Source organism: Nocardioides sp. YR527 (assembly GCF_900101045.1).
Taxonomy (GTDB): Bacteria; Actinomycetota; Actinomycetes; order Propionibacteriales; family Nocardioidaceae; genus Nocardioides.
The window spans coordinates 99,690-124,697 of sequence record NZ_FNFN01000007.1; the positions used below are offsets into that span (position 1 = coordinate 99,690).

A 25,008-nucleotide genomic window follows, 5' to 3' on the forward strand; every position below is an offset into this window, starting at 1 on the left:
CACCCGGGTTTCATCGCGCGTTCGCGCCGTGTTCGTGGAGCCACGCTCGACGTGACGTACGGGTCCGGTTGTCTGACTCACGGTGTCAAACGTCCCCAGCAACAGGATCCCCCACATGAACCAGATCAAGTTGGTCGTCGCGGGCGCAGTGGCCCTTCTCGGCACGATCGCCTTCAGCGGACACTTCTCGGACCCAGCACCATCCGCCAGCGGACAGGCCAGCGCCGCGGTCAGCAGCAGCAACACCCTTCGGATCGGTGTCGACAGCACCGAACCCGTCTACTTCGAGAGCGGCGGCGCGACCAAGGGCTTCGACTACGAGATGGCGCACAGCGTCGCCGAAGGCATGGGCGTCGAGCCTGAGTTCGTGGCGATGGACTTCAACGAGCTCTTCCCGGCCCTGCGAGCGGGAGAGATCGACATGATCGGGGCCCAGGTCACGAGCACCTCCGAGCTCGAGCGGGAGTTCGACTTCAGCGCGCCCTACTTCTCGACGTACGTCGCCTTCCTGACCCCCGAGGGATCGACCATCCGGACGCGCGGTGACGTCAACGGGAAGAGGATCGCGGTCGTCGACGGCTCCGTCCAAGGGTCCTATCTCGAAGAGAAGTACCACGACGTCGAGATCGTCAGAGCCCCTGACGTGGGCGCTGCCATCGAGCTGATCGGGCGAGGCGAAGCGGACGCGTTGTTCCATGGAGCTCCTTACGCTCAGTCGATCATCAAAAGCGCACCGATAGCCCTGGAAGAGCCGATCGTCTACCCGGTCAAGGACGCCCCGATCGGATTCGTGATCCGCTCCGGCGACCAGCGCAAAGAAGAGATCGACGAGGTCCTGAAGGACATGGTCCTCGACGGCGAGTGGCTGAGGATCAAGACCTCCTACTTCGAGGCGGACCCGCTCTCCGACGTGTTCCGCGACAAGGGATCCTGAACCGGGCCTGCACCGGACCCACCTCCACCGTGGACGCCCTGCGGATCAGCCCGGCTAGGAGCCGAGGAGCCCGATCGAGATGACCTGCCGGACCGCGTCGCTTCGCGAGGAGACGCCCAGCTTGCGGTAGATCGAGGCGACCTGCGAGCTGACGGTGTTGCGGGAGACGAACAGTCGCTCGCCGATCTCGCCGATCGTGAGGTGGGTCTGGAGGTAGGGCAGCAGGCGCAGCTCGGCCGGGCTCAGGGGCGGCCTTCCCGCGGTGACGCGTTCGGTCGAGCTGATCCTGGCGCGCAGCCTCGCGACCTGGTCGACCAGAGCCCCGAGGTCCGGGCGGCGCTGCAGTATGTCGTCGATCTCGCGCAGCAGGTGCCGGGCGGATGTCGAGTCGCCGCGTGCCCAGAGCACCCCGGCCAGCTGGAGGCGGCCCCGCACGGCCAGGTACGGCAGGACGTACGTGCAGGACGGGCGCGCGCGCATGGCCCGAGTCAGCTGCCGGTCCGCCTCACCGAGATCCCCGTCGTGCATCCCGAGACGGGCAGCGGCCGCGAATGCGAGGACGCTTACCGCGTAGTCGTACGTCCGATGCTTCTCGACGACGGCGAGGGCGGCGGCCACCCTCTCGCTGGCCTCGTCCCAGCTTCCGCGTTCCATCGCCAACAGCGCGAGTTCCGCGTGAGCGTTGACGATGGTGTCGGTGTTGCCGACCTCGGCTCCGACGGTGGCGCTCTCGGCGAACAGGGCGGCGGCCCGATCGACGTCACCCAGGAGCAGCTGCGCCTCAGCGGCACCGGTCAGGGCCGTGTCGCGCCAGGGGCTCCACGGTGGCTCCTGGGCCATGGCGAAGTCGGCGTCACGCATCATCGCCGCAGGTCCCGCCGGGCACATGGCGGCCCGCAACATGGCGCGCGCGGACTCGAACGAGGCGGTGCCGTCCAGCGGCACCCAGTCGTACTCCGCGGCCTCCGCCACGGCGGCCCATCGTTGCGCACCCAGCGGGTCGCCGCCCAGGACGCCCATCCAGGCGGCCAGCACGGCCAGGGGAGGATGTTCCTCGATCGCCGAGTCACCGAGCGCTGACAGCCATCGCCCCACGGTCGACAGCTGCCCGGCGCTGTAGGTCGGCAGCACCAGCTGCGTCGCGATCTGGACGCACCGATCACGCTCGGGCGTGTTCAACAGGTGCTCGAGGGCCATCGCCGAGGACTCGTTGGCCTCGAACCAGTCCGCGGCCCGCAGGTGCAGCTTCGCGACGACCTCGGGTTCGACCCGACGCAGCTCGCCGAGCAGGAACTCCCGATACAGCGGGTGGTAGCGGTACCACTCCCGCCGCCGGTCGAGCTGGAGCAGGAACGAGTTGGACCCCTCGAGCGCGAGGAGCTGTTCCTGACCGTCGGTGTCCCCCGAGAGCGCGTCGCACAGCGAGCCACAGAGCCGGTCGAGCACAGCGGTACGCCGCAGGAACCGCTGCGTCGCCTGGTCCAGCCCGCTCAGCGACTCCCGATAGAGGTAGTCGGCCACGTACCGGTCGTCGCCGGAGATGCTCGACACGTCCTGCCTGGTGTCCCGAGCGATCGTCGCGGCGAGGTGCAGGCCGGCCGCCCACCCCTCCGTCCGCTCGGTCACCATCGTCGCCTGGTCGCGAGTGAGGGGTACGTGCGCAGCGGCGAAGATCTGCTCGGCGCCCGTCACGTCCAGTGCCAGATCGGACGTCAGCACGTCCAGGACCGCGCCGGAGGCGCGCAGCCGAGCCAGATGGGGCTGCTCGACCCGGCTCGCCGAGACCAGCTGCGAGCCGACCGGGACACCGGAGATGACGACGCTCAGCACGTCGTGGCAGGCCGAGGAGTGCAGCTCGTGCAGGTCGTCCACCATCAGCACGAAGGGTTGCGGACTCCGACTGAGGGCGGCGGCCAGGCGGGGCGCGGCGCGTCCCAACGGCGAGACGGCCAGGCCGCTCACATCCGCGACCACGCCCTGCTGATCCGGCACGGCCCGCGCGTACGCCGAGGCGAGCAGCACGAGGAGAGCGCTGGGATCGTCGTCCAGGCGGTCGAGCGACACCCAACCGACCGGGCGGTCCTCGGCCTGTGCCCACTGCGCCAGGAGGGTGGACTTCCCGTAGCCGGCGGGCGCGGTGACACCGACCGCCGGGGCACCGCTGCTCCGGGCCGCCTCGATCAGAGGGGCCCTGCTCACCAGGCTGAGCGGCAACTCGGGAACCGAGAGCTTGACGTCCAGCACGACGTCGTCGAGCCCGGCAGCCGCTCGCGCCGATTCGCCACCGTCTTCCACCATTCGCACGCTAGAGATCCGAGCAGCCCGACGTCTCACCCCTGCCGGATGACTTGTGGGCAGCACCGCCTCGGCACCGTCCCCGTTTCACACAATGAGCATGATTCGCCGAGAGGTCCTGCCGACCAGATTGAGAACATCCGTTCACTTCCCGACCCGGGATCGAACCCTCGTGGTCGGCGACAGAGGCAAGGAGCACTCCGTCATGACCGAACAGACCACACCCAACGATGGGACCACCTGGCAGGCGGAGGACCCGCCGCCCAGTCGTGCGCAGGAACCGCCGCCCAGTGGCTTGGCGACCGGCTTCATCATGTTCGCCGGCGTGATGATGATCATGGCCGGCAGCTTCCAGGCCTTCGCCGGCCTCGTCGGCATCTTCGAGGACGAGTTCTACGTCGCGACCCCCAACTACCTGCTCGAGCTCGATGCCACCACCTGGGGCTGGATCCACCTGGTGCTCGGACTGCTCGTGGTGCTGGCGGGCTTCGCCGTTCTCAACGGCATGCTCTGGGGTCGCATCATCGGAGTGATCCTGGCCGTGCTGAGTGCCTGCGCCAACTTCGCGTTCCTCCCCTACTCGCCGTTCTGGTCGACGCTGATCATCGCGGTCGACATCTTCGTCATCTGGGCGCTGACGGCGCACGGTCGCGACATCACCCGCTGACCTGGTCACCGAACGACCGGCTCGGGCGGCGGGACAAGGGTTCGTCCGTTCCGGGTGATGTCTGGGACGGACCCGCCGGACAGCCTGGGCACTGGCCTCGTTCGAAGCCACTCCCAAGACCACCGAAGGAGTGCCATGTCAGGCATGTCCGCATCAGACGAACCCGAGACCACCACCGCGGACCGCCCCTCACGAGGCCGTTCGATCGCGGCGGTGATCTGCCTGGTGCTGGCCGCGTTGTTGACCACGCCGGCAGCGGTGGCCTACTGGGGGCAGCGCACGCTGAACGACGCCGAACGGTACGTCGAGACCGTTGGCCCTCTGATCGAGTCACCCGAGGTGCAGGACGTGATCGCGACCCGGGTCACCGAGGCGATCCAGAAGCAGGTCGATGTCGAGGCGCTCCTCAACACCGCGTTCGCCGGCGTGATCGAGGACAGACCGCGCCTCGAGCAGCTCGTGGCGCCCCTCGCCGCGGCCATCAACGGCCTGGTGGAGCGCGAGGTCCGCGCGTTCATCGCCTCCGACGAGTTCGCCGACATCTGGGTTCTGGCCAACACCAGAGCCCAGCAGACCCTTCAGCGAATCCTGAACGGTGACGACACCGGTGCCGTGTCGCTCCAGGGCGAGCAGGTCGTGCTCGACGTCGACGAGGTCATCGAACGAGTCAAGGAGCGACTCGTCGCCCGGGGTCTGACCATCGTCGAGAACGTGCCCATCCCCGAGACCGACCGTCAGATCGTGCTGATGGACGCACCCCAGCTCAGGCAGGTACGCACGATCTACGCATTCTCGAACCCGGTGGCCCAGTGGCTCCTTCCCGTGGTCGGGGTCCTGTTCCTGGCCGCCTTGGTGCTGGCCCGCCGCCGGGCACGGATGGCGGTGTGGATCGGGGCGATCGTGGCCGCCAACGCCCTGCTGCTGGCGTGGGTGCTGTCCATCGGAGAGCAGATGTTCGTCAATGCGCTCTCCGGCACCGATTTCGGGCCGGCGAGCCGGATCTTCTTCGACACCCTGCTCACCTACCTCGAGCGGGGCCAGCAGGTGGTGCTGTGGCTCGGTCTGATCATCGTGCTCGCCGGCTGGTTCGCCGGTTCCAACAGATACGGCACCACGGCACGTACGACCATCGGCGGGGGTCTCGAGAGTCTCGGCGCTCGCTTGGGGGACAGTCCCGTCGGCGCGGCCGGTCGCTGGGTCGCCGCCAACGTGGGCTGGGTGCGAGTCGTCGTGGTGGCGCTGGGCGGTGTGGTCCTGCTCTGGGGCAACAACGTCTCGATGGAACGGCTCTGGTGGTCCCTGGCCCTGGTGGTCGCCCTGCTGGTCGTGCTCCAGGTTCTGGTCGGAGCCGGCCGGCCCAGGGAGACAACCGCCCCCCTGGGCTCCGGACCGGCGACCGGACCGGCTGTCTAGCCGGAGATGTGGTGACCTCGCCGGGTCACCGGTCGCCCCACGTCCGCTCGATCACGTCGATCACCTTGGGCCGCAGGTCGCTCGCCGCGATCACCTCGTCGACCGAGCCGACCTCGACGGCGCGGTGGATGTTGTGCACGTCGTCGAACTCGGCCGCGACCTCGGCGATCTTGTCCGCCCGCAGCTGAGCGCGGAGCTCGGCCAGCTCGACGACGAGCGCGCCGCGCTCCCCGTCCTCGGCGTGGTCGATGCGCTCCTCGAGCGCGGCGACCCGCGGGTCCGCCGCCGCCCGCTTGGAGACCTCCGCAGCGAACACGACGGCTGCCGCGGGAGCGCCACCGAGCACCGAGGCGTACGAGCCCTCGATCGCGAGCACCGTCATCGACGGGTTCAGGTGCTTGGAGAACACCACGAACGCACCCCCGTGGTAGCGAGAGATGACGCAGAAGACGATCGGGCCCTCGAAGTTGACGATCGCGCGGCCGATCTCGGCGCCGTACTCGAGCTGCAGGTTACGCATCGACTCCGGGGAACCGTCGAAGCCGGACAGGTTGGCGAGCACCACCAGCGGCCGGTTGCCCGACGCGGCGTTGATCGCGCGTGCGACCTTCTTCGACGACCGCGGGAACAGGGTGCCCGCGGTGTAGGTGTCCGGGCCGTCGGTGGGAGGGAAGCCTGCGCGTGGCACCGGCTTGGACTCGATGCCGACGAGGCTGACCGGGTAGCCGCCGATCCGGGTGTCGACGACCACGGCGGTGTCGGCGTCGGCCATGCCGGCCCACCGCTCGAGCATCTCGTGGTCGGCGTCGGCCAGCGCCCGCATCACGGTGCGGATGTCGAAGGGTCGCTTGCGGTCGGGGTTATGCTCGGCGGAGAAGATCTCCCCGACGGTCGTGAAGTCACCAGCGTGCGGGAACGACGACACGTCGCGGTCGATCGGGTCGGCCGTCGGGGCCCGGCGTGGCCCGGCCTCGCCGGGAACGACGTAGCTGTGCTCGTAGTGCGCCATGAGCACCCGGAAGGCACCGGCCAGGTCGGGCACCCAGTACTGCGCCTGCCCGTTCGGGCCCATCACCCGGTCGTAGCCGCCGATGCCGTGGTTGTCCTCGGCGGAGACACCGCCGGAGAAGTCGAGCGACTGCTTGCCGGTCAGCACCATCGCGCTGTCCGGGGTCATCACGAGGATGCCCTTGGTGTGCATCAGCATCGTCGCTTCGGCGTTCCAGTACGGCTGGGCACCGACGTTGATCCCGGCGACGACGATGTTGATCTCGCCGCCGGCCTGGGTGAACTGGACGATCCGGCGCAGCGCGGCCGCGACCCAGTCCATGTTCTCGGTGCCGCTCTCCATCGAGATCCGGGCACCGGCCGACACCGCGAACCACTCGACCGGAACACCCATCCGATCGGCGAGGTCGATGGCCGCGATCACCCGGGCGCACTCGGGCTCCGAGAGCGCGCCGAGGGACTTGAGCGGGTCACCGCACAGCACGACTCGGGTGATGCCGTCGGGGTAGAGGGTGCTCGGCGTGGTCACGACGGCGACGATGATGCCTGAACTGTTGAGCCCGGGAGCACGATCGACGGGAACGAGTACGCCGTCGGCGTCGAGGTCGTGCTCGACGACCGTGCCGCTCCCGGCCAGGGCCCGCTGCAGCTCGTAGGGGTAGACGAGGCCGCGGCGTCGGGCGCGCAGCACCTTGGCGGCGTACTCGTCCAACGGGGCGAGCGGCTCGGTGGGCGGCTCGATGACGTCTGCCACGACGCCCGCGCCCGGCTTGGCGTGGAAGCGGATGGCCAGCGGGGTCGGGTCGCCGCCGTCCCGCCCGGCCACACGGCCCTGCGCGAGCACCTCCTCGATCCCGGCGCCCTCGCTGAGCGGGGTGATCTTGCTCTGCAGCGCGGTGATCTGGTCGAGATCCGCCTCGACGACCGGCCACACCGTCACCCACACGTGGTTCACGTCGAGCTTGGTGCCCTCGCGGCCCCGGGCGGTGCGTACGCGGCGGATCGCCTCGAGGCAGTTCTCCACGGCACGCTCGACGTGCGGCAGCGCGATCACGCGGCCCTCGTCGTCGCGCACCACGGCGAGCTGACGGGCCTGGGCGGCCGCGACGAGCCGGCGGTCGGCCGGGTTGGCCCGGGCGACGCACTCGTAGAGCAGTACGTCGTCGGGCGCGGCGAGCCTGGTGACGTCGAACTCGCTGAGGCGCCACAGGTTGAGCCTGCGCCCGACCATCGGGTGCATGCCCCGGACCAGGGAGTCCTCGACCAGCTCGTCGGTCGGGGTCTGTGGAGCGCCGTCCGCGTGGTGGCGGAAGGTGAAGTAGGCGACCGGCTGCGGCGCTGCATGGCAGACCGCGACCGATACGCGACGCGCTCGGCGCGCGAACTCCTGCCCGGCGAGCATCTTGGCGAGCTCGGTCGAGGCGAGGTCCGGATCGGTGGGCGCGTCCGTCCAGCGCAGGTAGATCTCGACGACGTCATCGTGGTCGGAGGTCAGCGCCGAGCTGATCGCGGCACCGAGCCGGCTGTCGGGCTGGGCGAGCTCCGTCACGTCGCCGATGGTGGACACGACCCGGGTCGCACCCTTGTCGTCGGTGGCGTACTCGGCGTGCGCTATCGGGCGTCCATCCTGATCGCTGGTGACGGTCAGATCGTGCAGGTGGTAGTCGCGGTAGTGGCGCCGGATCAGCACCTCCAGCAGCGGCTCGCTCTCGGGAAGTCCCCCGACCAGCCGGTCGCGCAGGAAGCCGACCAGTGGCTCGGGGACGGCCGCCAGCGCGTCGATCCGGGCGGCCCGGTCGGGCGCGTCCGGGTCGGTCAGGGCGGCGACCTCGGCCGGCACGCCCTCCAGCACCGCGCGGCGCTCGTCATCGACCAGCGGCTGGTCGAACCAGCCGAAACGTACCGAGCGGGCCAGGTCGCCGACCACCGCGAACCGGAGCTGCGTGGCGCGCACCATCCGCTCGAGCAGCGCGCGGACCGCGGCGGCGTCCTCCGTCGCCGGCGGCGGGTCGCCGAGCCAGCGCTGCAGCACCCCGATCGCGACATCGACGTCGGAGGGATGCTGCTGGGCGAGGAAGATGCGGAACACCGCACGCTCGAGCTCCGGCGTACGTTCGAGGTCGGAGACCCCGTAGTGCGCGAGCACTCGCAGCAGCTTGTCGCGGAAATGGTCCGGAAGCGCGCCCCGGTCGGGGTCCAGGCTGCGTAGGTAGGTGTGGAAGTACTCCCGCGAGCTGTGCACGCGCAGCTCGGTGGACGGCTCGTCTCCGGCCGGGCGGTTGCGGCTGAGCTCGGCGAAGTCGGTGAACAGCGCCAGCAGATCCATCTCGGTGCGCAGGGTGTCCGCGGGCGCACCGGTGGAGCGGGAGGCCAGATGGGCGGCGAGCAGCGCCGGGCGCTGATCCTCCTCGACGTCGTAGCCGAGCAGCAGGCTGCTCAGGTCGTCCAGCGCACCGTTGCTGCGGCCGGGCTCCGTGGTGGGCTCGGGCAGATCGAGGTCGGCCAGGGTGGCAGTGGTCGCCTCCCCCTCGGCTTCGCCGGTCGGCTCCAGGCGCAGCAGCGGCGCCGCGGTCTCGACCTGGCTCCCGACCCGGACCAGGAGCTCCTTGACCCGGCCGGTGAACGGCGCGGTCAGCGCGGTCTCCATCTTCATCGACTCGAGCACCAGCACCGGATGACCGGCAGCCACCTCGTCGCCGACGGCGAGCGGGGTGGACACGACCAGCGCCGGCGCTGGGGCGCGGACCATGCCGCCCTCGTCGCGGCTGACGCGGTGCATCACGTCGTCGACCTCGACCAGATGGACGGGGCCGTGGGTGGCGGTCACCAGCCGGTAGCGGTGGCCGTCGACGGTGAGCCGGCCGTGCACCTCGTCGATCCGGTCGAGGGTGGCGGTGAGCGTGCGCCGCTCGCCGCCGGCGGTGATGGTCACCTGGTAGCGGGCCGGTCCGGACTGCCGCACGGTCAGGGCGTACGTCGCCCCGCGCAGCTTGAGCTCGATGGTGCGGGCCGGGTCGTGCTGGATCTGGGGTCGGCCACCCTGGGCCGTCTGCAGCATGCGGGCGATCTCGCCGCGCTCGGCCTCGTCGTACCCCTCGATCGCGGCGGCGACGAGCGCGACGCCGGCGTGCCGGGCGGCCTGGAGCCGTCCCTCGCCGCGCACCCGGTCGATCCACCCGGTGTCGGCCCAGGCCGGGCTGCCGGAGGTGACCTCGGGCTGGTCGAGGAGGTCGAGGATGAAGCTCTTGTTGGTCGCACCACCGTCGATGATGACGGTGGTCTCGCCCATCGCCCGGCGCAGTCGCGCCAGCGCCTGCTCGCGGTCGGCGCCCCAGGCGATGACCTTGGCGATCATCGAGTCGAAGTCGGCCGGGATGGTGTCACCCTCGGCCACGCCGGTGTCGACCCGGATGCCGGGGCCGGCGGGGAACTCGAGGCGGCTGATCCGGCCCGGCGCAGGCGCGAAGTCGCGGTCCGGGTCCTCGGCGTTGAGCCGGGCCTCGACCGCATGGCCGCGCTCGGCCGGCCGGTCACCGCTCAGCGGCACGCCGGACGCGACCTGGATCTGCAGCGCGACCAGGTCGGTGCCGGTCACGACCTCGGTGATGGGGTGCTCCACCTGGAGGCGGGTGTTGACCTCCAGGAAGGCGAACGTCTTCTCGCCCGGGTGGTAGAGGAACTCGACGGTGCCGGCTCCGGCATAGCCCACCGCCGTGGCGAGCCGCTCGGCGGACGCCTTGAGCTCGGCGGCCTGGGCCTCGGACAGCAGCGGGGAGGACGACTCCTCGATGACCTTCTGGTTGCGCCGCTGCACCGAGCAGTCGCGTACGCCGATCGCCCAGGCGGTGCCCTGACCGTCGGCGATCACCTGGACCTCGACGTGGCGTGCGTCGGTGACCAGCTTCTCGAGGAACACCACGCCGCTGCCGAACGCCCGCTCCGCCTCGTCCCGGGTTCGCTGGTACGCCTCGGCGAGCTCGGCACCGGAGGTGACCTTCCGGATGCCGCGACCGCCACCGCCGGCGGTGGCCTTGAGCATGAGCGGATAGCCGATCTCCTCGGCGCTGGCCAGCGCCTCCTCGAGCGTGTCGACACCGCCGCGGCTCCACGGAGCCACCGGGACTCCGACCTCCTCGGCGATCAGCTTCGAGCCGATCTTGTCGCCCAGCTTCCGCATGGCCTCGGCGCTGGGGCCGATGAAGGTGACGCCCAGCCGGTCGCAGAGCTCGGCGAAAGCCGGGTCCTCGGCGACGAAGCCCCAGCCGACCCAGGCGGCGTCGGCACCGGTGGCGACCAGCGCCTGTTCGAGGACGGCGAGATCGAGGTAGGGGCGGTCCGCGGCCGCACCGAGCAGATGGGCCTCGTCGGCCTCACGTACGAACGCCGCCCCGGCGTCGACGTCGGTGTGCAGCGCGATGGTGCGGATCGTTCCTACGGATGTGTCCCGCGCGTTGAGATCGCGTACGGCATGGATCAGACGCATGGCGGCTTCGCCGCGGTTGACGATGGCAATTCGAGAGACCTGTGGCACGGTGCAGACTTTTTCATCAGACGCCGCTCCTGTGACCTCTTGACATCGACAGGCTTCTGGAGGATTCCTTGTGGGCCCTCACCTAGCGACATCGCCCAGAACCGCGTACCTACAGCGTGCGGCGGGCGCCGTTGACCTTCTGGCGGAGCCAGTCGGGGACGCGCTCCTCGGCGCGTGGAAACGTCTCGAGATCGAGCGCGTACAGGCCCGGATGTGCAGGCCAGCGCCATACCGGCTCGTCGTCGTAGTTGAAGACGATGTTCGTCGAGTTCTTCTCCTCATCACCCTCGCTGCTCGCGATCGTCCAGCGCGCGGAGAACCAGGCCCCTTTGTCGGGTTCATACATCACCCGCCTGAGCTCGTCGGTCAGCGCGAGGATGGTGTCGGGTGGTCGGGCGCGGGCCAAGCTGCCGTCCGGTCGGTGCACATCGACGCGCCCGGTGAAGAACATGGACAGGTTGCGGTGGTTGAAGACCAACGTGGACCAGTCGCCCTCGACCTCGTCAGCGAGGTGGAGGGCGATCTCGTCGATGAGCTGTTCCTGTCTGACCACAGGAGGAACGGTCATGTCCATCAACCTACTACCTTTGTCGACAGCATTTCGAAACTCCGTTTCGCGGAGCAGGAACGGATGTGGTGTTTCCAACACGCGACGGATCCGTGAGTTCCTCGTGACGCGGCGAACGCCGACCACCGTCGGCGGCTAGGTTGAGCAGGTGACTCGGAACCCGCGACAGTCCCTGGATCGCTCGGTGCTGCGGCTGGGCACCCGCGTGCGGGAGCTGCGCAAGGCGCACGGGATGACGCTGGTCCAGCTCGCCGAGGCGACCGACCTGTCGCACCCGTTCCTGAGCCAGATCGAGCGCGGGATGGCGCGCCCCTCGATGTCCTCGCTCTTCCGGATCGCCGAGACGCTGGGCACAACCCAGCAGGCGCTGCTCGCCGACAGCGTCGAGACCGCCTCCGCCGGCCCCGCCGCGGTCGTACGCCGCTCCGACCCCGGCACCGCGGAGGCGTCCAACGGTGCGGTGCAGGCGCTGGTCGCCGGGGCCGACCACGCCTTCATCCCGATGGAGTTCACCGGGGACGAGACGACCTGGGACCGCTACTGGCAGCACGAGGAGGACGAGTTCGTCTACGTCGTCGGCGGGACCCTTCGGATCGACCTGGACGGCGAGGAGCAGACCATGGAGACCGCCGACTCGGTCTACATCCCGGGTGGCGTACGGCACCGGTGGGCGAGCGCCGACGGCGAGCTGTTCGGGCTGCTGGTGGTCAAGGAGCAGCGCGGACGCTGACCCGCCTCAGGCCGGCCACGATCTCGCGCTCGTCGGCGGTGACGAGCACCCCGTCGCGTACGACGACCCGACCGGCCACGACCACGTGTCTCGGACGCCGCCCGGGCGAGACCCACAGCAGCCCGGCCGTCGGATCGTGGACGCCGGCGTCGGCGACCCCGGAGACGTCCCAGACGCACAGGTCCCGGCCCTCCCCCAACCCCGGCCGGCCCAGGCCGGCCGCGGAGCCGCTGGTCGCCATCGCGAGCACGTCGGCAGCCGCCAGCGGAGGACCCACCAGCGGCGCGACCTGCATGGCGAGGCGGGCATCGGCGAGCAGGTGGCCGGCGTCGTTGCTGCCGCCACCGCTGGTGCCGAGCCCGACCTCGACCCCGGCCTCGCGGAGCGCGGCGACCGGCGCGATCCCCCACCCCATCGGCAGGTCGCAGCCGGGCGCATGGGTGGCGCTCACCCCGGCCGCGGCCAGGCGCCGGATCTCGTCCGACGTCACCTCGCACAGGTGGGCCAGGGTCACGTCGGGCGCGACCCAGCCCCACTCCTCCAGCAGGTCGATCGGACGGCGGCCGTAGCGCTCGGCCGCGATCGCGACGTCGACCTGCTCGTTCGCCTGCGTACGCCGCCGCAGCCCGCGCCGGGCAGCCACCTCCCCCATCAGCCGGAAGGTCGGCTCCGGGTCGGAGTGCACCCCGGCCGGCCCGACCGCGACCTGCAGCATCCCGTCGGCGCTCACCCCACCTGGCGAGTCTCCGACCAGCGCCTCGGCGATCAGGTCGGCACTGTGCGCCGAGGTCTCGGGGTCGTCCCGGGCGGCACCGCGGACGAAGACGAGCCGGGCGCCCAGCTCGGCCGCCGCGCGGGCGGTCCCCTGCGCCAGCGGCACCGTCTCCTCGGGACTCAGGGAGGCCGGCCAGGTCAGGTGGTGGTCGGCCACCGTCGTCACCCCGCAGAGCAGCGACTCGGCGAGGCCGGCCCGCGCCGCGGCATAGGTGAGCGCGCCGTCCACCCCGACGCGGTCGTAGGCGGCGGCCATCGTGGGCAGCCAGGTCGCCATCGGCACCCCGCGCGTGCCGGGGAGGGTGCGGAAGGCCGTCTGCAGCAGGTGATGGTGGGCGTTGACCAGACCAGGCGTGACCAGGCAGCCGGTGGCGTCGAGCCCGTCGTCGGGCCCCTCGACCGCGAGATCCCCGGCGGCCGCTCCGGCGATCCGCAGCGTCATGCCGACGGAGTGAAGCGGGACGCCTCGACGATGACCTCGGCCAGCGTGGCGACCCCGGCCTCGAAGCGGACCTTGCCGTCCTCGGCGGTGGCGGTGGTCGGGTCGCCGAGGTAACCGTCGGTGCCGAAGTCGTCGGAGAGCCAGCCGAAGGAGACCGGCTTGCCGAACCCGATGTGCCGGTAGCCGGCCAGCTGCTCGGGCACCTTCCGCTCCCCTCGTTCCTGGTGCACCAGCTCGGGCCGCAGGTGGAGCATCATCGAGGTCTCCCCGTGGCCGCCGTGGATGCCGAGGCCGAGCTCGTCCGCGCGCGAGGACGAGCCGCCCTGGTCCGGTGGCACCGAGAGGTGCGCGAAGAAGGTCGCGAGCCCGAACTGCTTGCGCAGCTCACGGCTGGCGACCTGCCCGAGCGCCGAGTTTCCGCCATGCCCGTTGACGAAGAGCAGCCGGGTGATCCCCGACGTGCTCAGCGAACGGCCGATGTCGACCAGCACCCGCATCAGCGTGTCCCAGGAGAGCCAGATCGTGCCGGGCGACCAGGAGTGCTCGTCGGACTTCGTGTAGGCCAGCGGCTCGAGCAGCACCACGGACGCGCTGCCCGCCTCGGCCACGGCCGCCACCGCGGCCGACGCCGCCTCCGCGGCGATCACGTAGTCGGTCGAGACCGGCAGGTGGGGTCCGTGCTGCTCGATCGCACCGAGACCGAGCACGGCGACCGTGTCCTCGGGCAGCGCAGCGATCTCGGGGGCGGTCAGGTCGGCGAAACGTGGCATCAGCGGACTCCGATGTTGACGCGGGTGTCGACCAGCGTGTGGTCGGTGAGCTTGCCCTGGTTGAGCAGCCCCTTGGGGTCGCGCTCGCGGGCGACCGCGGTGACGAGCTCGACGTTGCGGTCGACGTACCACTGGTGGGGCGAGTGCACGCCGACGCCGATCTCGTCGAAGCGCGGGATCCCGGCGAGGACCTGCTCCTCGGAGACGTACTCGGCGACCACCATCGCCAGCGGGCCCTTCCCCATCAGCTCCAGGTGCAGCCAGACCGGACCGTCGTAGACCTCCCGCACCCGGTCCGCGTCGCTCCAGTAGAGCTCGCCGCCGGTCTCCATGTGGAACCAGCTCCGGTCGCGGTGGGCGCGCTGGAGGAAGTAGACCGGATGGTTGTAGGACATCCCGGAGAGCAGATCGGTCGCGGCGTAGTCCTCCAGCCGAGCCCGTACGCTGCCTCCGGCCGCCTCCACGAGCGACTCGATCTCGGCGACCGTGGAAGCCTCGGCGATGACCCGCAGGCTGTGCTGAGCAGGGTCCAGCGAGACGTTGGTCGTCAGGGTCGGGACCAGCGCGGGCTCGTCGCCCGAGGCCAGCCGTGGCAGCACCGGCAGGTCGAGCAGCCGGCGGTGCACGGCCACCATCGCGTCCCAGGTGTCGAAGCCGGCATAGACCGCGACCCAGTCCCGGGCGGGGTCGGTGCGGACCACCACGGAGGTCACCACGCCGGTGACGCCGTAGGCGTGGATGTAGGGCAGGGTCTCCTCGCCGCGCACGGTGAGGAGGCGACCGCTTCCGTCCATCGGGGCCACCGTCAGCTCCGCCACGAAGCCGTCGGAGGTGGTGCCGTGCTCGATGGTCCCGGTGCCGGCGCTGCCGCCGCCGATGAAGCCGCCGATCGTGGAGCCCTTGGTGGACGGGAAGATCCACAGATCGCGCCCGGCCCCGCGGGCCACCTTGTCGATCTTCGTCATCCGGGCGCCGGCCCCGGCCCGTACGTCACCGTCGGCCAGCACCTCGATCGCGTCCAGGCCACGCAGGTCGAGGATGATCCCGCCGGTGAACGGGGTCGCCTGGCCGTAGTTGCCGGTCCCGGCCCCGCGCGGGACGACCGGAACATCGTGCTCGTAGGCCACCGCCAGCACGTCGGCGACCTCCTGCTCGGTCCGCGGCCGGACGATCGCGTCGGCGACATAGCGCCCGCTCGGCACCTTCTCCTGGAGCACGGGAGACATCCGGGACCAGTCCGAGGAGAGCTTGACCAGCGCGGCCGGGTCGGTCTCGACCCGGTCCGCGCCGAGACGGTCGGCGATCAGAGCGGTCACCTGGGACGTACGTTGCGAGATGGTCATCGGCATCACTTCATCGAGATCGAGTCGTCGATGAACCGGTTGTCGTAGAGCGACTCCGGGTCGATGTCGTCGGAGGCGATCGTGCCGGCCTGCTTCATGATCGGCGCGAACGTCTCGACGACCCCCTTGATCCGCTCGCCGTCGATCTGGCCGAAGACTCCGGACTTCGGGTCGTCGTGGACCAGGTCGAGGTCGGTCATCGTCTTGGCGGCGTACGCGGCGACGCCCTCGCTGTAGGTCCAGCCGGTCTGATAGCGCTCGACGATGTCGACGATGATCCCGTTGGCCCAGTCCGGGTTCGCAAGGTAGTCGATCTCGGCCTGCTGCATCACGGGAACGAGCTTCTCGAGGCAGTCGGCCTCCTTCTCGACGTCCTCGGCACGCACCGCGATCGGCTCGGGGTAGATGGTGTAGCCGACGTCGGCGAGCAACTGGTAGCCGATCGGCTTGGCCCAGCTGCTGATCTCGTTCTCGTAGATGTAGGGCTCGGCCGTGGCGAAGCCCTGCTGGAGGATCGTGGGCTCGGTGACGAATCGCTGCGGGGTGCCCTCGTAGGAGAGGTCCGACTGCTTCTTCTCGATCATCCCCTGCGACTCGAGCAGCGCCGGGATCACGTCGCCCGCGGTGACGACCGGGTCGCCGTCACCGGCGGCCTCGGCGATGGTCTTCGCGTCGTCCTGGCTCTTCGGGTCCCACATCAGGATCTGTGGCGAGACGGTCAGCTGCGAGGCCAGGGCCACGGTGGGCTGCTTCTCCGCGGCCGCGATCGCGGCGTCGGTGTTGACCGCTCCGATCAGGATGTCCTTGTCGAGGTACATGGTCGCGGGGACGGGCTGGAACCCGGTCGCCGGACCACCCGAGCGGACCTCGATCTTCACGCCCGTGTCCACGCCGCCGGAGACGAGCGGCCCGGTGACGGTCTTCTTGTCGGTGTCGACCGTGTAGCCCTCGCCGATCAGGCTGTACATGCCGCCGTGCTCGGCCTCGGGCTGCCAGTCCTGCTGCATCACCACGGTCGCGGGACAGACGTCGGAGAGGTCCTTCGCGCTGCCCTCCTCCGCCTTCGTCACCTCGCCCGCGGTGGCGGTGTTGGTGGAGCCGGAGTCGCTCCCGCAGCCGGTCAGGGCCAGCGGGACGACGGTGGAGAGAGCGACCAGGGCGGCCGTACGCAGGGGTAGGTGTCGGTTCATGCTGGGTCCGTTTCTGGGGAGGGGGAGGGAGTCAGCGCTCGCCGTACCACTTGCCGATCACGGCACGGTCGAGAGCTGCGAACGCCGAGAAGACGACGACACCGAAGAGGGCCGTCAGGATGATCGCCAGGAAGAGCGGCTCCATGCTGAGCCGCAGCGTGTAGACGCGGAGCAGACCGCCGATGCCGGGGCTGCCCTGCTGGAAGTAGAAGTCGCCGACGATCACGCCGATCACCGACAACCCGGCGGCGTTGCGCAGGCCGGTGAAGATCGCCGGCATCGCGGCGGGCAGCTGAAGCTTGAGGAGCCGCTGCAGGCGGGATGCCCGGTTGAGGGTGAAGAGGTCGTGCGCCGGTGCGGTCGCCGACTGCAGGCCGAAGAGGGTGTTGGCGATCATCGGGAAGACCGCGATGATCACGCAGACCACGATCCGGGCGGCGATGCCGTAGCCCATCCAGATCCCGATCAGCGGCGTCAGCGCCAGGATCGGGACCGTCTGCAGGATGACCGCATAGGGGTAGAGCACCTTCTCCAGCAGCCGGGTCTGGGCCATCACCATCGCCCAGGCCATCCCGATCACCACCGAGATCACCAGCCCGGCCAGCGCGACCATGACCGACTGCCACAGCGCCGCGAGCATCGGCTGCATGATCTCCGGCCGACCCAGCGTCTCGCCGAAGACCTGGTGCGGTGGCGGGAGCAGGAAGCGCTTGTCCTCGCCGAGGACGAGGTACGTCACCGCGTACCAGAGCGCCGCCAGGCCGGCGATCGCCGCGAACATCGGCGCGACCTTGGCGAGGAGCGTGCGCAGGACCGGGGACGTCCGTCTCGTGGGTGGTGCTTCGGCCGGGGCAGTGGTCTCCTCGATGCCTGCCTGGACGCCGGGGGCCGTGCTCGCCTCGACCGTCAGATCCGTGCTCATGCGTGCTCCTCCAGTGCCGCGGAGACCTGGCCGACCAGGTGGGCGAAGTCGGACTCGAAACGCAGCTCGGGTGGGCGCGGGAACTCCCAGGGCACCGGGATCTCCGCGACGATCCGGCCCGGCCGCCCGCTCATCACCACGACGCGCGTCGAGAGGTAGACGGCCTCGGCCACGGAGTGGGTGATGAAGAGGCCGGCGAAGCCCTTGAGCCTGAAGAGCCGCTGCAGCTCGGTCTGCATCGCCAGCCGGGTGATCTCGTCGAGAGCGCCGAACGGCTCGTCGAAGAGGGCGAGGTCCGGCTCGGCAACCAGGGCACGCGCGATCGAGACCCGCATCCGCATGCCTCCGGAGAGCTGGCGCGGATGCTGCTTCTCGAAGCCGGTGAGACCGACCAGGTCGAGGGCCTCCTGAGCCGCTCGCCGGCGCTGCTCCTTCGAGAGCCCGCTCAGCTCACCGATCAGCTCGACGTTCTTCCGGGCGCTGCGCCATTCCAGCAGCGTCGGGTCCTGGAAGACGTAGCTGGTGGTGCCCGCGTCGACGTCGACGCTCCCCTCGGTGGCCTCGTCGAGCCCCGAGGCCAGCCGGAGCAGGGTGGACTTGCCGCAGCCGGACGGGCCGACGACGGAGACGAACTCCCCGGCGTCGACGCTCAGGTCGACCCCGGTCAGCGCTGTCGTGCCGGTCGGAAACCGTTTGGTCACCCCGGAGAGGGCGAGCGTGGCGGTGGTGGTCGTCGTGTTCATGTCACCTCGGCATGGGATCGAGATCGAGGACGGTGCTGACGCGGGTGTCGGCGAGCACGCGGCCGCCGTGGACGACGACGCGGGCGGTCTGCGCCCCGGCGACGACCTCGTCGAGCGGTACGTCGGGGACGAGCATGAAGTCGGCCCGGCTGCCCGGCCCGGTGCCTGCCGCCGGGAGTCCGAGCACGGTGCGGGTGGTCGTCGTGACGGCGGCGAGGGCCTCGGCCGGCCGGAGGTGGCCGGCAGCGACCAGGAGGGAGGTGGTCTCGAACGGGTCGGCCCGGCCGACCGGGTTGAACGGGTCGCGCAGGTTGTCGGCGCCGGCCGCGACCGGCACCCCCGCCTCCAGCAGCGCCCGGATCGCGGTGAGGCCGCGCGGCGCCGCCCCGTCGGCGTCGCGGCCCTGCAGGTAGAGGTTGGTGATCGGGAGCGTCACGATGCCGATCCCCGCCTTCGCCACCAGGTCCACGACGGGGCCGCGGCGGTCGTGGCCGAGCATGCCGAGGCGTACGCAGTGGGAGGCGGTCACCCGCTGCGACATCCCCCTGGCGATGACCTGCTCGGCGAGGTCGGCCAGGTCGAGGTGGCCGGTGGTGGTCTGCTCGTCGGTGTGCAGGTCGACCGGAAGGCCGGAGCGCTCGGCGTGGTCCAGGATGCGGCTGGTCTCCTTGGCGGGCTCGTCGGCCAGGTGCGGGCACCCGCCGAGGACATCGATCCCGCGCCCGATCGCGTCCTCGATCACGGCGTCCGGGACGTCCTGGCCGGCGAGCAGGCAGACCTGGAGCGTGATCGTTCCGCGGAGCTCCTCGCGCAGGCCGAGCAGGGCGTCGACCCCGCGCAGCGGGTCGCCCGCGAGGAGTGCGTCGGCATGCGTACGGATCGTGGTGATCCCGTTCGCCACGTAGCGTCGCACCGCCCGCCGGGCGCGGTCGGCGAAGTCGTCGGAGGTGAGGGTGGGCACGAGCGAGCGCCACTGCTCGATCGCGCTGACCAGGTCGTTCCCGGCACGCGGGCCCGGCTCGATCTGCTCCGCGCTCAGCGCCTTGTCGAGGTGCGCGTGCGGCTCGCCCGCCGCGGGGACCAGCCGCCAGCCGCTCGCGTCCGTCCCGGCGTCGGTCGAGGCCCTGCCATCGCCCGCCCGGACGGCGGTGATCTCACCGTCCGCGAGATCGAGATCGGCGAGGGTGCCGTCGAGGAGACGTACGCCGCGCAGCGCTGTCAGCTCCACGCCGGCCAGCTGCGCCGGGCCGTCCGCCGGACCGATCTGTCCCGCACTTCTCGCCACGGTCATCGACACCCCTTCCGGCTCAAATGTTGATGAGATGAACATTTTCGAGCGTAAGGAGCGGTTATTTCGGCGGCGTAACCGTTTCGGTCATCCTCGATGAAACCAGCGATGGCGGTCGTCCGGTCAAGGACGGGCGACGGACGATCAACGCGGGTGCGCGGAGCGCCGCGACCATCGAAGGGTGACGACGACTTCGCCAGATTCGACCCTGTCCCCGACCACCTCCCAGAGCCGGGCGGCGCCCGTGATCGCGCTCGCCGCCGGGATCGCGATCCTGGTCTCGAGCGAGTTCCTGCCCGCGGGCGTGCTCCCGACGATGGCGCGCGATCTCGGGATCAGCGAGGGTACGGCCGGGCTCGCGGTGGCAGCGACGGCGATCGCCGGGGCCCTGACCGCGCCGAGCATCGCCATGGTGTTCCCCCGGATGGATCGGCGAGCCCTGCTGGTCGGCCTGCTGGTCGCCGCGGCCGTCGCCAACCTGGCGGTCGCGATCTCCCCCGGTTTCGTCGTCCTGCTCCTCGGCAGGCTCGTGCTGGGTGCGGCGATCGCCGGCTACTGGTCCTTCGCCTTCGCCGTCGGGACGTACGCCTCACCCGGCCGTGACCACGTCATCTCGACCTCGATCGCGCTCGGCGTCACGGTGGCCACGATCGTCGGTCTGCCGCTGGGTTCGCTGCTCGCCGACGGACCCGGCTGGCGCTGGGGGTTCGCGGCGGCGACCGTGCTGAGCCTGGTCTCCGCCGCCGCGCTCGCGCGGGCGCTTCCGCCCGTTCCGGCTCACCCGGGCGCCGGGCTGACGATGATGCGTCAGGCCCTCCGCAACCCGCTCCTGGTGGCCGGCGTGGTGGTGCTCGTCGTGGTGGTGCTCGGGAACTTCGTGGCGTACCCGTTCATCCGGATCGCCATCGCCGAGACCTCCCCGGGCGCAGGCATGTGGATGCTGGCGCTGTGGGGTGTCGGCGGGCTCTTCGGCAACCTCGCGGCCGGCCGGTTCTCCCACCGCCTGCGCGCGGTCGTGACCGTGGCGCCGCTCCTCCTCGCCGGCGGACTGGTGCTGACCGTCCTCGCCGAGAGCACACCGGTGATGGCGCTGGCGATCCTCGTGTGGGGGTTCGGGTTCAACATGGTGCCGGTCGGCACGCAGCTGTGGGTCACCCGCGTCGAGCCGGAGCGCACCGAGTCGGCGCTGGCGCTCCAGGTCACCGCCTTCCAGGTGGCGATCGCCCTCGGGGCGGCGCTAGGAGGCGCGGTCCTCGACGAGTACGGCGTCGGCCGCGTGCTTCTCATCGGCGCGGTCGGTGCGGCCGTCGCCGCGGTGGGCTTCGGCGCGATCCGCGTCCCGCGCGGCTGAGCCGTCCCGCCACGCCTGCGGGCCGGTCCCGTGGGCGGCGGTGAAGGCCCGGCTGAACGCCGCGCCCGACCCGTAGCCGACGGCGTACGCCACCTGCTCGACCGGACGGTCACCGCCGGCGAGCAGGTGGCGAGCCGCACGCATCCGGACGTCCCGCAGCGCCTCGCTCGGGCTCAGCGCCAGGCTGCGCCGGAACCGCTCCCCCAGCGCCGACCTGGACAGATGCACCGACTCCGCCATCGCCTCGACCGACCAGGCCCGCGCCGGATCGGCCACCAGCGCGGACATCACCTGTCCCACGGCTGGGTCCAGGACCGGCGCGGGACCGTCCGTCCCGCGTCCGGTGTCCTCGAGCCAGGACGCGGTCATCGCCGCGCCGAGCAGCGACGCGTAGCCCGAGGCGAACAGTGCCGACGGCCGGCACGGCCCCGCCAGCGGACACCGCCGCACCAGCTCGGCCACCCCGCCGTGGCGACCGACGAAGTCGCGCACGACCAGCGGGTTCGCGAGCGGGTACGCCACCGCGACCGCCCGCAGGTCGGCCCGTGTGAGCGTGGCCCCGTCGCGGGTCGCCAGCCGGTGCCTGACCTGGCCTCCGACCAGAGCCGCATCCCCCGCACGGAGCAGGTGCGACTGTCCGGCGGCGGTCAGCACGACCGTGCCGTCGTCGACGAGCAACCAGGTTGCGGAGCGTACGTCCTCACCGGCGGAGCCGGCGGCCAGCTCCTCCTGGTAGGCGAGCGTCATCTCCCACGACGGACGGTCATCGTTCACATCTGGCCCAGCACCCGGCCGCCACCGGCCTATTCCCGCCTCCGCGCTCAGCGCTTCTCGAGCGCCTGGTTGCCGACGACCGTCGCCAGCGCGAGACGCTCGGCGTCCTCGGTGCCGGGCTCGGCGGTGTAGACCATGATCCGCAGGTCCTCGACGGCGACGGTCAGGGTGTCGCAGTCGAGCGCGATGGGGCCGACGGTGGGGTGGTCGATGACCTTGTGCCGGGCCGGTTCGTGGCGCGGGGACGGATCGGCGCTCTCCCACAGGTCCGCGAAGCGTGGGCTGGCGGCGCGCAGGTCGTCGACGAGCCGACGCAGCCGCTGGTCGGCGGGGTAGCGAGCGGCGGTGAGCCTCAGGTCGGCGACCAGCCCGGCCCGCAGCGCCTCGGTCTCCGCCGCGGTGGCGACGGCCCGGCTGCCCGGACCGACGAAGTTGCGCCACACCGCGTTGCGCTCGCGACCCTGCCAGGTGGTGGTCGCACCCATGAGCGCGTCGTACGCCTCGTTGGCGACCACCAGGGTCCAGGCGGCGTCGTAGACCACGACCGGGGTGTGCGCCAGCCGGTCGAGGAGGCGCTGCACGCTCGGCGAGACCCGCGAGGAGATCGCCTCCCGGCCGGGCGCGACGTGCCCGGCGAGGCGGAACAGCAGGTCACGGTCGGCATCAGGGAGCCGGAGCGCCCGGGCGAGCGCCTCGACGACCTGCACCGACGGCGAGGTCGCCCGGCCCTGCTCGAGCCGGGTCAGATAGTCGACCGAGATGCCGGCCAGGTTCGCGACCTCCTCTCGCCGCAGCCCGGCGGCCCGTCGCCGGCCACCCGCCGGCAGGCCGACCGCGGCCGGCTCGACGTGATCACGCCGGCGGCGCAGCATCCGGCCGAACTCCGATGACTCCACCCCACCAGTCTCCGCCACGACCGAGCCGTTGTCCTGGCCCTGCCAGTCCTACGAAAACCGGACCGCTTCCTGGAGCAGCGTCACCGACGCAGCCTGGAGGCATGACCACCACACTGATCACCGGGGCCAACAAGGGCCTCGGCAAGGAGACCGCCCGCCGCCTGCTCGCCGCGGGACACACCGTCTATCTCGGCGCCCGGGACGAGGCCCGCGGCCGGGCCGCGGCCGAGGAGCTCGGCGCCCGGTTCGTCCGCATCGACGTCACCGACGACACCTCCGTCGCCGCGGCGGCCGAGCAGATCGCCGCCGACGGCGGCCTCGACGTACTCGTCAACAACGCCGGCGTCGAGCCCAGACTGGCCGACAACGCCATCCCCACCGCCGCGGACGAGAGCGTCGAGGACGTACGCGCCACCTTCGAGACCAACTTCTTCGGCGGCCTCCGGGTGACCCACGCCTTCGTCCCGTTGCTGCTGAAGTCACCGGCGCCCGTCGTCGTCAACGTCTCCAGCGGCCTCGCCTCGCTGAGCATGCTCAGCGACCCCGACGGCTTCACCCACTTCTACCGAGGCCTGAGCTATCCGGCCTCCAAGGCCGCCGTCAACGCCGCCACCATCCAGCTCGCCAAGGCCTACCCGACCATCCGGATCAACGCGGTCGAACCCGGCTTCACCGACACCGATCTCAACGGCCGCACCGGCACCCAGACCGTCGAGGAGGGCGCCGAGATCATCGTCCGGATGGCCCGGCTCGGCCCGGACGGCCCGACCGGCACGTACGTCTCGGGCCGCGGCCCGCTCCCCTACTGACCGTCGATCTGACCTTCGAGCAGCGGCAGTACGTCGGCGATCGAGGCGACCGCGCGGGTCGGCCGGAACGGGAAGGTCTCGACCTGCTCGGGCCGGGTCGACCCGGTCTCGACGAGGATGGTGCGCATCCCGGCCTCGAGGCCACTGATGATGTCGGTGTCCATCCGGTCTCCGATCATCACCGTCGTCTCGGAGTGGGCCTCGAGCTGGTTGAGCGCACTGCGCATCATCAGCGGGTTCGGCTTGCCGACGTAGTAGGGCGCCCGGTTGGTCGCGGCGCTGATCAGCGCGGCGACGGAGCCGGTCGCGGGGAGCGTGCCCTGCGGGCTCGGCCCGCTCGGGTCCGGGTTGGTCGCGATGAACCGGGCGCCGCCCTCGATCAGCCGGATCGCCCGGGTGATCGCCTCGAACGAGTAGGTGCGGGTCTCGCCCAGCACCACGTAGTCGGGGTCGTTCTCCGTCATCACGTAGCCGACCGCGTGCAGGGCGGTGGTCAGACCCGCCTCACCGACGACGTACGCGGAACCACCCGGCCGCTGGTCGGCGAGGAACTGGGCGGTGGCGAGCGCCGAGGTCCAGATCGACTTCTCGGGGACGTCGAGACCGGAGCGGAGCAGCCTGACCCGGAGGTCGCGCGGGGTGTAGATCGAGTTGTTGGTCAGCACCATGAACGGCACCTCGGCCTCGGTGAGTCTGGCCAGGAACTCGGCGGCGCCGGGGATCGGCTCCTCCTCGCGCACCAGGACACCGTCCATGTCGGTCAGCCACGTGTTGATGGGGCGCTCGTCGATCACGGGGACATCCTCGCCGATCGTGACGACCCCGCCAACCCGCACCGCCGGGATCTAAGCGGCCGGCTCGATGACCAGTTCTGCCCATGCGACCGCGGCGGCGATCTTGATCTCCTCGTTGGTGGCACCGCAGACGCGGAGCACGGTCCGGGCGATCATGTGGCGTTCGTGCTCGTCGACGACGAGGCCGTCAGCGCGGTTGGTCACCACGACCTCCACCAGGTGCGCCAGCAGACATCCCCTGACGTCGAGGCCGGAGACCTGCGCCGCGAGCCTGGCATACGCATCGACCAGGTCCCGGTGAATCACCTTGTACTGCTTGCTCTCCCCCTCGGCGAGTACGTCGGGGAACTGCGCCAGACGACCACAGTTGTGCGGGGCCTCAGCAAGGGTTCCGGTGTCGATCATCACGAGGGCATACAGGGCACTCGGCGCCCCGTGCTCCTCGGTGACAGCCTCGATCCTGTCGAGCTGGTCGAGAGTGGGTCGCACCGTTCGCGCCAGCAGTTCCTCGAGGATCCCGTGCTTCCCCGCGAAGTGATAGTAGAGCGACGCCTGACGGATGCCGACCGCGTCGGCGATGTCCCTCGTGGAGGTCGCGGCATAGCCGTTCTGGGTGAAGAGGCGGGCGCACACATCAAGGATCTGGTCACGGGGCGACAGCTCGCTGTCGATCTCCGGGATGCGCCGTGGGCGACCCGGGCGAGGACGTCTGGCTGCGGAACTCATGGTGCTCCGAACGTGGTTGGCGGGTTGGAGCCCGGGACGA

Annotated in this window: 20 protein-coding genes; 6 read left to right on the forward strand and 14 right to left on the reverse strand. The window is 70.9% G+C overall.

The features are described 5' to 3' along the window. Positions 1 to 115 precede the first annotated feature (115 nt). Positions 116 to 934: a substrate-binding periplasmic protein gene (locus tag BLT25_RS21550; protein WP_091050370.1), complete on the forward strand. Its 819-nt coding sequence runs from the start codon at positions 116 to 118 to the stop codon at positions 932 to 934. A gap of 54 nt (positions 935 to 988) precedes the next feature. Here BLT25_RS21550 and BLT25_RS21555 read toward each other — a convergent pair whose 3' ends face one another. After that, the gene (locus BLT25_RS21555) at positions 989 to 3,229 is read right to left on the reverse strand and encodes a winged helix-turn-helix domain-containing protein (RefSeq protein ID WP_218131442.1); all 2,241 of its coding nucleotides are present in this window, start codon (positions 3,227 to 3,229) and stop codon (positions 989 to 991) included. Between the two features lie 205 nt (positions 3,230 to 3,434). Between BLT25_RS21555 and BLT25_RS21560 the strand changes: the two genes are divergently transcribed. Together BLT25_RS21560 and BLT25_RS21565 are read left to right on the forward strand one after the other, a co-directional pair. Next, the gene (locus BLT25_RS21560) at positions 3,435 to 3,896 is read left to right on the forward strand and encodes a DUF7144 family membrane protein (protein ID WP_218131443.1); all 462 of its coding nucleotides are present in this window, start codon (positions 3,435 to 3,437) and stop codon (positions 3,894 to 3,896) included. Between the two features lie 144 nt (positions 3,897 to 4,040). Further along, complete coding sequence (locus BLT25_RS21565) at positions 4,041 to 5,309, forward strand: hypothetical protein (RefSeq protein WP_091050375.1); 1,269 nt, start codon at positions 4,041 to 4,043, stop codon at positions 5,307 to 5,309. 25 nt (positions 5,310 to 5,334) lie between these two features. Here the strand turns inward: BLT25_RS21565 and BLT25_RS21570 are convergent, their stop codons facing one another. Beyond that, positions 5,335 to 10,848 (reverse strand): ATP-binding protein, encoded by a 5,514-nt coding sequence (locus BLT25_RS21570; protein ID WP_091050377.1) that lies wholly within the window; start codon positions 10,846 to 10,848, stop codon positions 5,335 to 5,337. A 109-nt stretch (positions 10,849 to 10,957) separates the two neighbouring features. Next, on the reverse strand, positions 10,958 to 11,416 hold the full coding sequence (locus BLT25_RS21575; RefSeq protein ID WP_091050814.1) for an agglutinin cell wall attachment protein: 459 nt from the start codon (positions 11,414 to 11,416) through the stop codon (positions 10,958 to 10,960). Positions 11,417 to 11,564: 148 nt separating this feature from the next. Here BLT25_RS21575 and BLT25_RS21580 point away from each other — a divergent pair, with 148 nt between their 5' ends. Then, positions 11,565 to 12,146 (forward strand): helix-turn-helix domain-containing protein, encoded by a 582-nt coding sequence (locus tag BLT25_RS21580; protein WP_143033813.1) that lies wholly within the window; start codon positions 11,565 to 11,567, stop codon positions 12,144 to 12,146. On the opposite strand, the gene BLT25_RS21585 is transcribed toward BLT25_RS21580, so the two are convergent. From BLT25_RS21585 to BLT25_RS21615, 7 genes are read right to left on the reverse strand one after another with little or no spacing between them, the layout of a single operon-like run. Next, positions 12,124 to 13,362 (reverse strand): amidohydrolase family protein, encoded by a 1,239-nt coding sequence (locus BLT25_RS21585; RefSeq protein WP_091050382.1) that lies wholly within the window; start codon positions 13,360 to 13,362, stop codon positions 12,124 to 12,126. The two genes, BLT25_RS21580 and BLT25_RS21585, sit on opposite strands and share 23 nt — an antisense overlap. Next, positions 13,359 to 14,132 carry a creatininase family protein gene (locus BLT25_RS21590; protein WP_091050383.1) on the reverse strand — a complete coding sequence of 258 codons (774 nt, stop codon included), beginning with the start codon at positions 14,130 to 14,132 and terminating at the stop codon, positions 13,359 to 13,361. The genes BLT25_RS21585 and BLT25_RS21590 overlap by 4 nt, the downstream gene beginning before the upstream one ends. Then, on the reverse strand, positions 14,132 to 15,475 hold the full coding sequence (locus tag BLT25_RS21595) for an FAD-binding oxidoreductase (RefSeq protein ID WP_256328719.1): 1,344 nt from the start codon (positions 15,473 to 15,475) through the stop codon (positions 14,132 to 14,134). Before BLT25_RS21595 ends, BLT25_RS21590 begins: the two co-directional genes overlap by 1 nt. 5 nt (positions 15,476 to 15,480) lie before the next feature. Further along, on the reverse strand, positions 15,481 to 16,665 hold the full coding sequence (locus tag BLT25_RS21600) for a substrate-binding domain-containing protein (protein ID WP_091050389.1): 1,185 nt from the start codon (positions 16,663 to 16,665) through the stop codon (positions 15,481 to 15,483). 31 nt (positions 16,666 to 16,696) lie between these two features. Next, positions 16,697 to 17,587 carry an ABC transporter permease gene (locus BLT25_RS21605; RefSeq protein WP_091050391.1) on the reverse strand — a complete coding sequence of 297 codons (891 nt, stop codon included), beginning with the start codon at positions 17,585 to 17,587 and terminating at the stop codon, positions 16,697 to 16,699. Then, positions 17,584 to 18,330, reverse strand: a complete 747-nt coding sequence (locus BLT25_RS21610) for an ABC transporter ATP-binding protein (protein WP_091050393.1) — start codon at positions 18,328 to 18,330, stop codon at positions 17,584 to 17,586. The genes BLT25_RS21605 and BLT25_RS21610 overlap by 4 nt, the downstream gene beginning before the upstream one ends. A gap of 1 nt (position 18,331) precedes the next feature. After that, entirely contained in the window at positions 18,332 to 19,621 is a 1,290-nt protein-coding gene (locus BLT25_RS21615; protein ID WP_091050817.1) for an amidohydrolase family protein, read from the reverse strand. Positions 19,622 to 19,799: 178 nt separating this feature from the next. Between BLT25_RS21615 and BLT25_RS21620 the strand changes: the two genes are divergently transcribed. Further along, entirely contained in the window at positions 19,800 to 20,969 is a 1,170-nt protein-coding gene (locus tag BLT25_RS21620) for an MFS transporter (RefSeq protein ID WP_091050396.1), read from the forward strand. On the opposite strand, the gene BLT25_RS21625 is transcribed toward BLT25_RS21620, so the two are convergent. Together BLT25_RS21625 and BLT25_RS21630 are read right to left on the reverse strand one after the other, a co-directional pair. Next, positions 20,856 to 21,743, reverse strand: a complete 888-nt coding sequence (locus BLT25_RS21625; RefSeq protein ID WP_143033814.1) for a helix-turn-helix domain-containing protein — start codon at positions 21,741 to 21,743, stop codon at positions 20,856 to 20,858. The genes BLT25_RS21620 and BLT25_RS21625 overlap by 114 nt on opposite strands. A gap of 47 nt (positions 21,744 to 21,790) precedes the next feature. Continuing rightward, entirely contained in the window at positions 21,791 to 22,639 is an 849-nt protein-coding gene (locus BLT25_RS21630) for a helix-turn-helix transcriptional regulator (protein ID WP_176884132.1), read from the reverse strand. A 101-nt stretch (positions 22,640 to 22,740) separates the two neighbouring features. Between BLT25_RS21630 and BLT25_RS21635 the strand changes: the two genes are divergently transcribed. Further along, positions 22,741 to 23,448 carry an SDR family NAD(P)-dependent oxidoreductase gene (locus tag BLT25_RS21635; RefSeq protein ID WP_091050400.1) on the forward strand — a complete coding sequence of 236 codons (708 nt, stop codon included), beginning with the start codon at positions 22,741 to 22,743 and terminating at the stop codon, positions 23,446 to 23,448. Here the strand turns inward: BLT25_RS21635 and BLT25_RS21640 are convergent. Both BLT25_RS21640 and BLT25_RS21645 read right to left on the reverse strand, forming a co-directional pair. Then, entirely contained in the window at positions 23,442 to 24,203 is a 762-nt protein-coding gene (locus BLT25_RS21640; RefSeq protein WP_371113352.1) for an HAD-IIA family hydrolase, read from the reverse strand. The two genes, BLT25_RS21635 and BLT25_RS21640, sit on opposite strands and share 7 nt — an antisense overlap. A gap of 90 nt (positions 24,204 to 24,293) precedes the next feature. Beyond that, positions 24,294 to 24,968 carry a TetR/AcrR family transcriptional regulator gene (locus BLT25_RS21645; RefSeq protein WP_091050403.1) on the reverse strand — a complete coding sequence of 225 codons (675 nt, stop codon included), beginning with the start codon at positions 24,966 to 24,968 and terminating at the stop codon, positions 24,294 to 24,296. Positions 24,969 to 25,008 lie beyond the last annotated feature (40 nt).

Bases quoted from the DNA above. Each gene is read 5' to 3' on its own strand.
- BLT25_RS21645 (WP_091050403.1), bottom strand. From the start codon at position 24,968: ATGAGTTCCGCAGCCAGACGTCCTCGCCCGGGTCGCCCACGGCGCATC.
- BLT25_RS21585 (WP_091050382.1), bottom strand. From the start codon at position 13,362: ATGACGCTGCGGATCGCCGGAGCGGCCGCCGGGGATCTCGCGGTCGAG.
- BLT25_RS21600 (WP_091050389.1), bottom strand. From the start codon at position 16,665: ATGAACCGACACCTACCCCTGCGTACGGCCGCCCTGGTCGCTCTCTCC.
- BLT25_RS21610 (WP_091050393.1), bottom strand. From the start codon at position 18,330: ATGAACACGACGACCACCACCGCCACGCTCGCCCTCTCCGGGGTGACC.
- BLT25_RS21595 (WP_256328719.1), bottom strand. From the start codon at position 15,475: ATGACCATCTCGCAACGTACGTCCCAGGTGACCGCTCTGATCGCCGAC.
- BLT25_RS21605 (WP_091050391.1), bottom strand. From the start codon at position 17,587: ATGAGCACGGATCTGACGGTCGAGGCGAGCACGGCCCCCGGCGTCCAG.
- BLT25_RS21565 (WP_091050375.1), top strand. From the start codon at position 4,041: ATGTCCGCATCAGACGAACCCGAGACCACCACCGCGGACCGCCCCTCA.
- BLT25_RS21615 (WP_091050817.1), bottom strand. From the start codon at position 19,621: ATGACCGTGGCGAGAAGTGCGGGACAGATCGGTCCGGCGGACGGCCCG.
- BLT25_RS21575 (WP_091050814.1), bottom strand. From the start codon at position 11,416: ATGACCGTTCCTCCTGTGGTCAGACAGGAACAGCTCATCGACGAGATC.
- BLT25_RS21635 (WP_091050400.1), top strand. From the start codon at position 22,741: ATGACCACCACACTGATCACCGGGGCCAACAAGGGCCTCGGCAAGGAG.
- BLT25_RS21640 (WP_371113352.1), bottom strand. From the start codon at position 24,203: ATGGACGGTGTCCTGGTGCGCGAGGAGGAGCCGATCCCCGGCGCCGCC.
- BLT25_RS21550 (WP_091050370.1), top strand. From the start codon at position 116: ATGAACCAGATCAAGTTGGTCGTCGCGGGCGCAGTGGCCCTTCTCGGC.
- BLT25_RS21560 (WP_218131443.1), top strand. From the start codon at position 3,435: ATGACCGAACAGACCACACCCAACGATGGGACCACCTGGCAGGCGGAG.
- BLT25_RS21590 (WP_091050383.1), bottom strand. From the start codon at position 14,132: ATGCCACGTTTCGCCGACCTGACCGCCCCCGAGATCGCTGCGCTGCCC.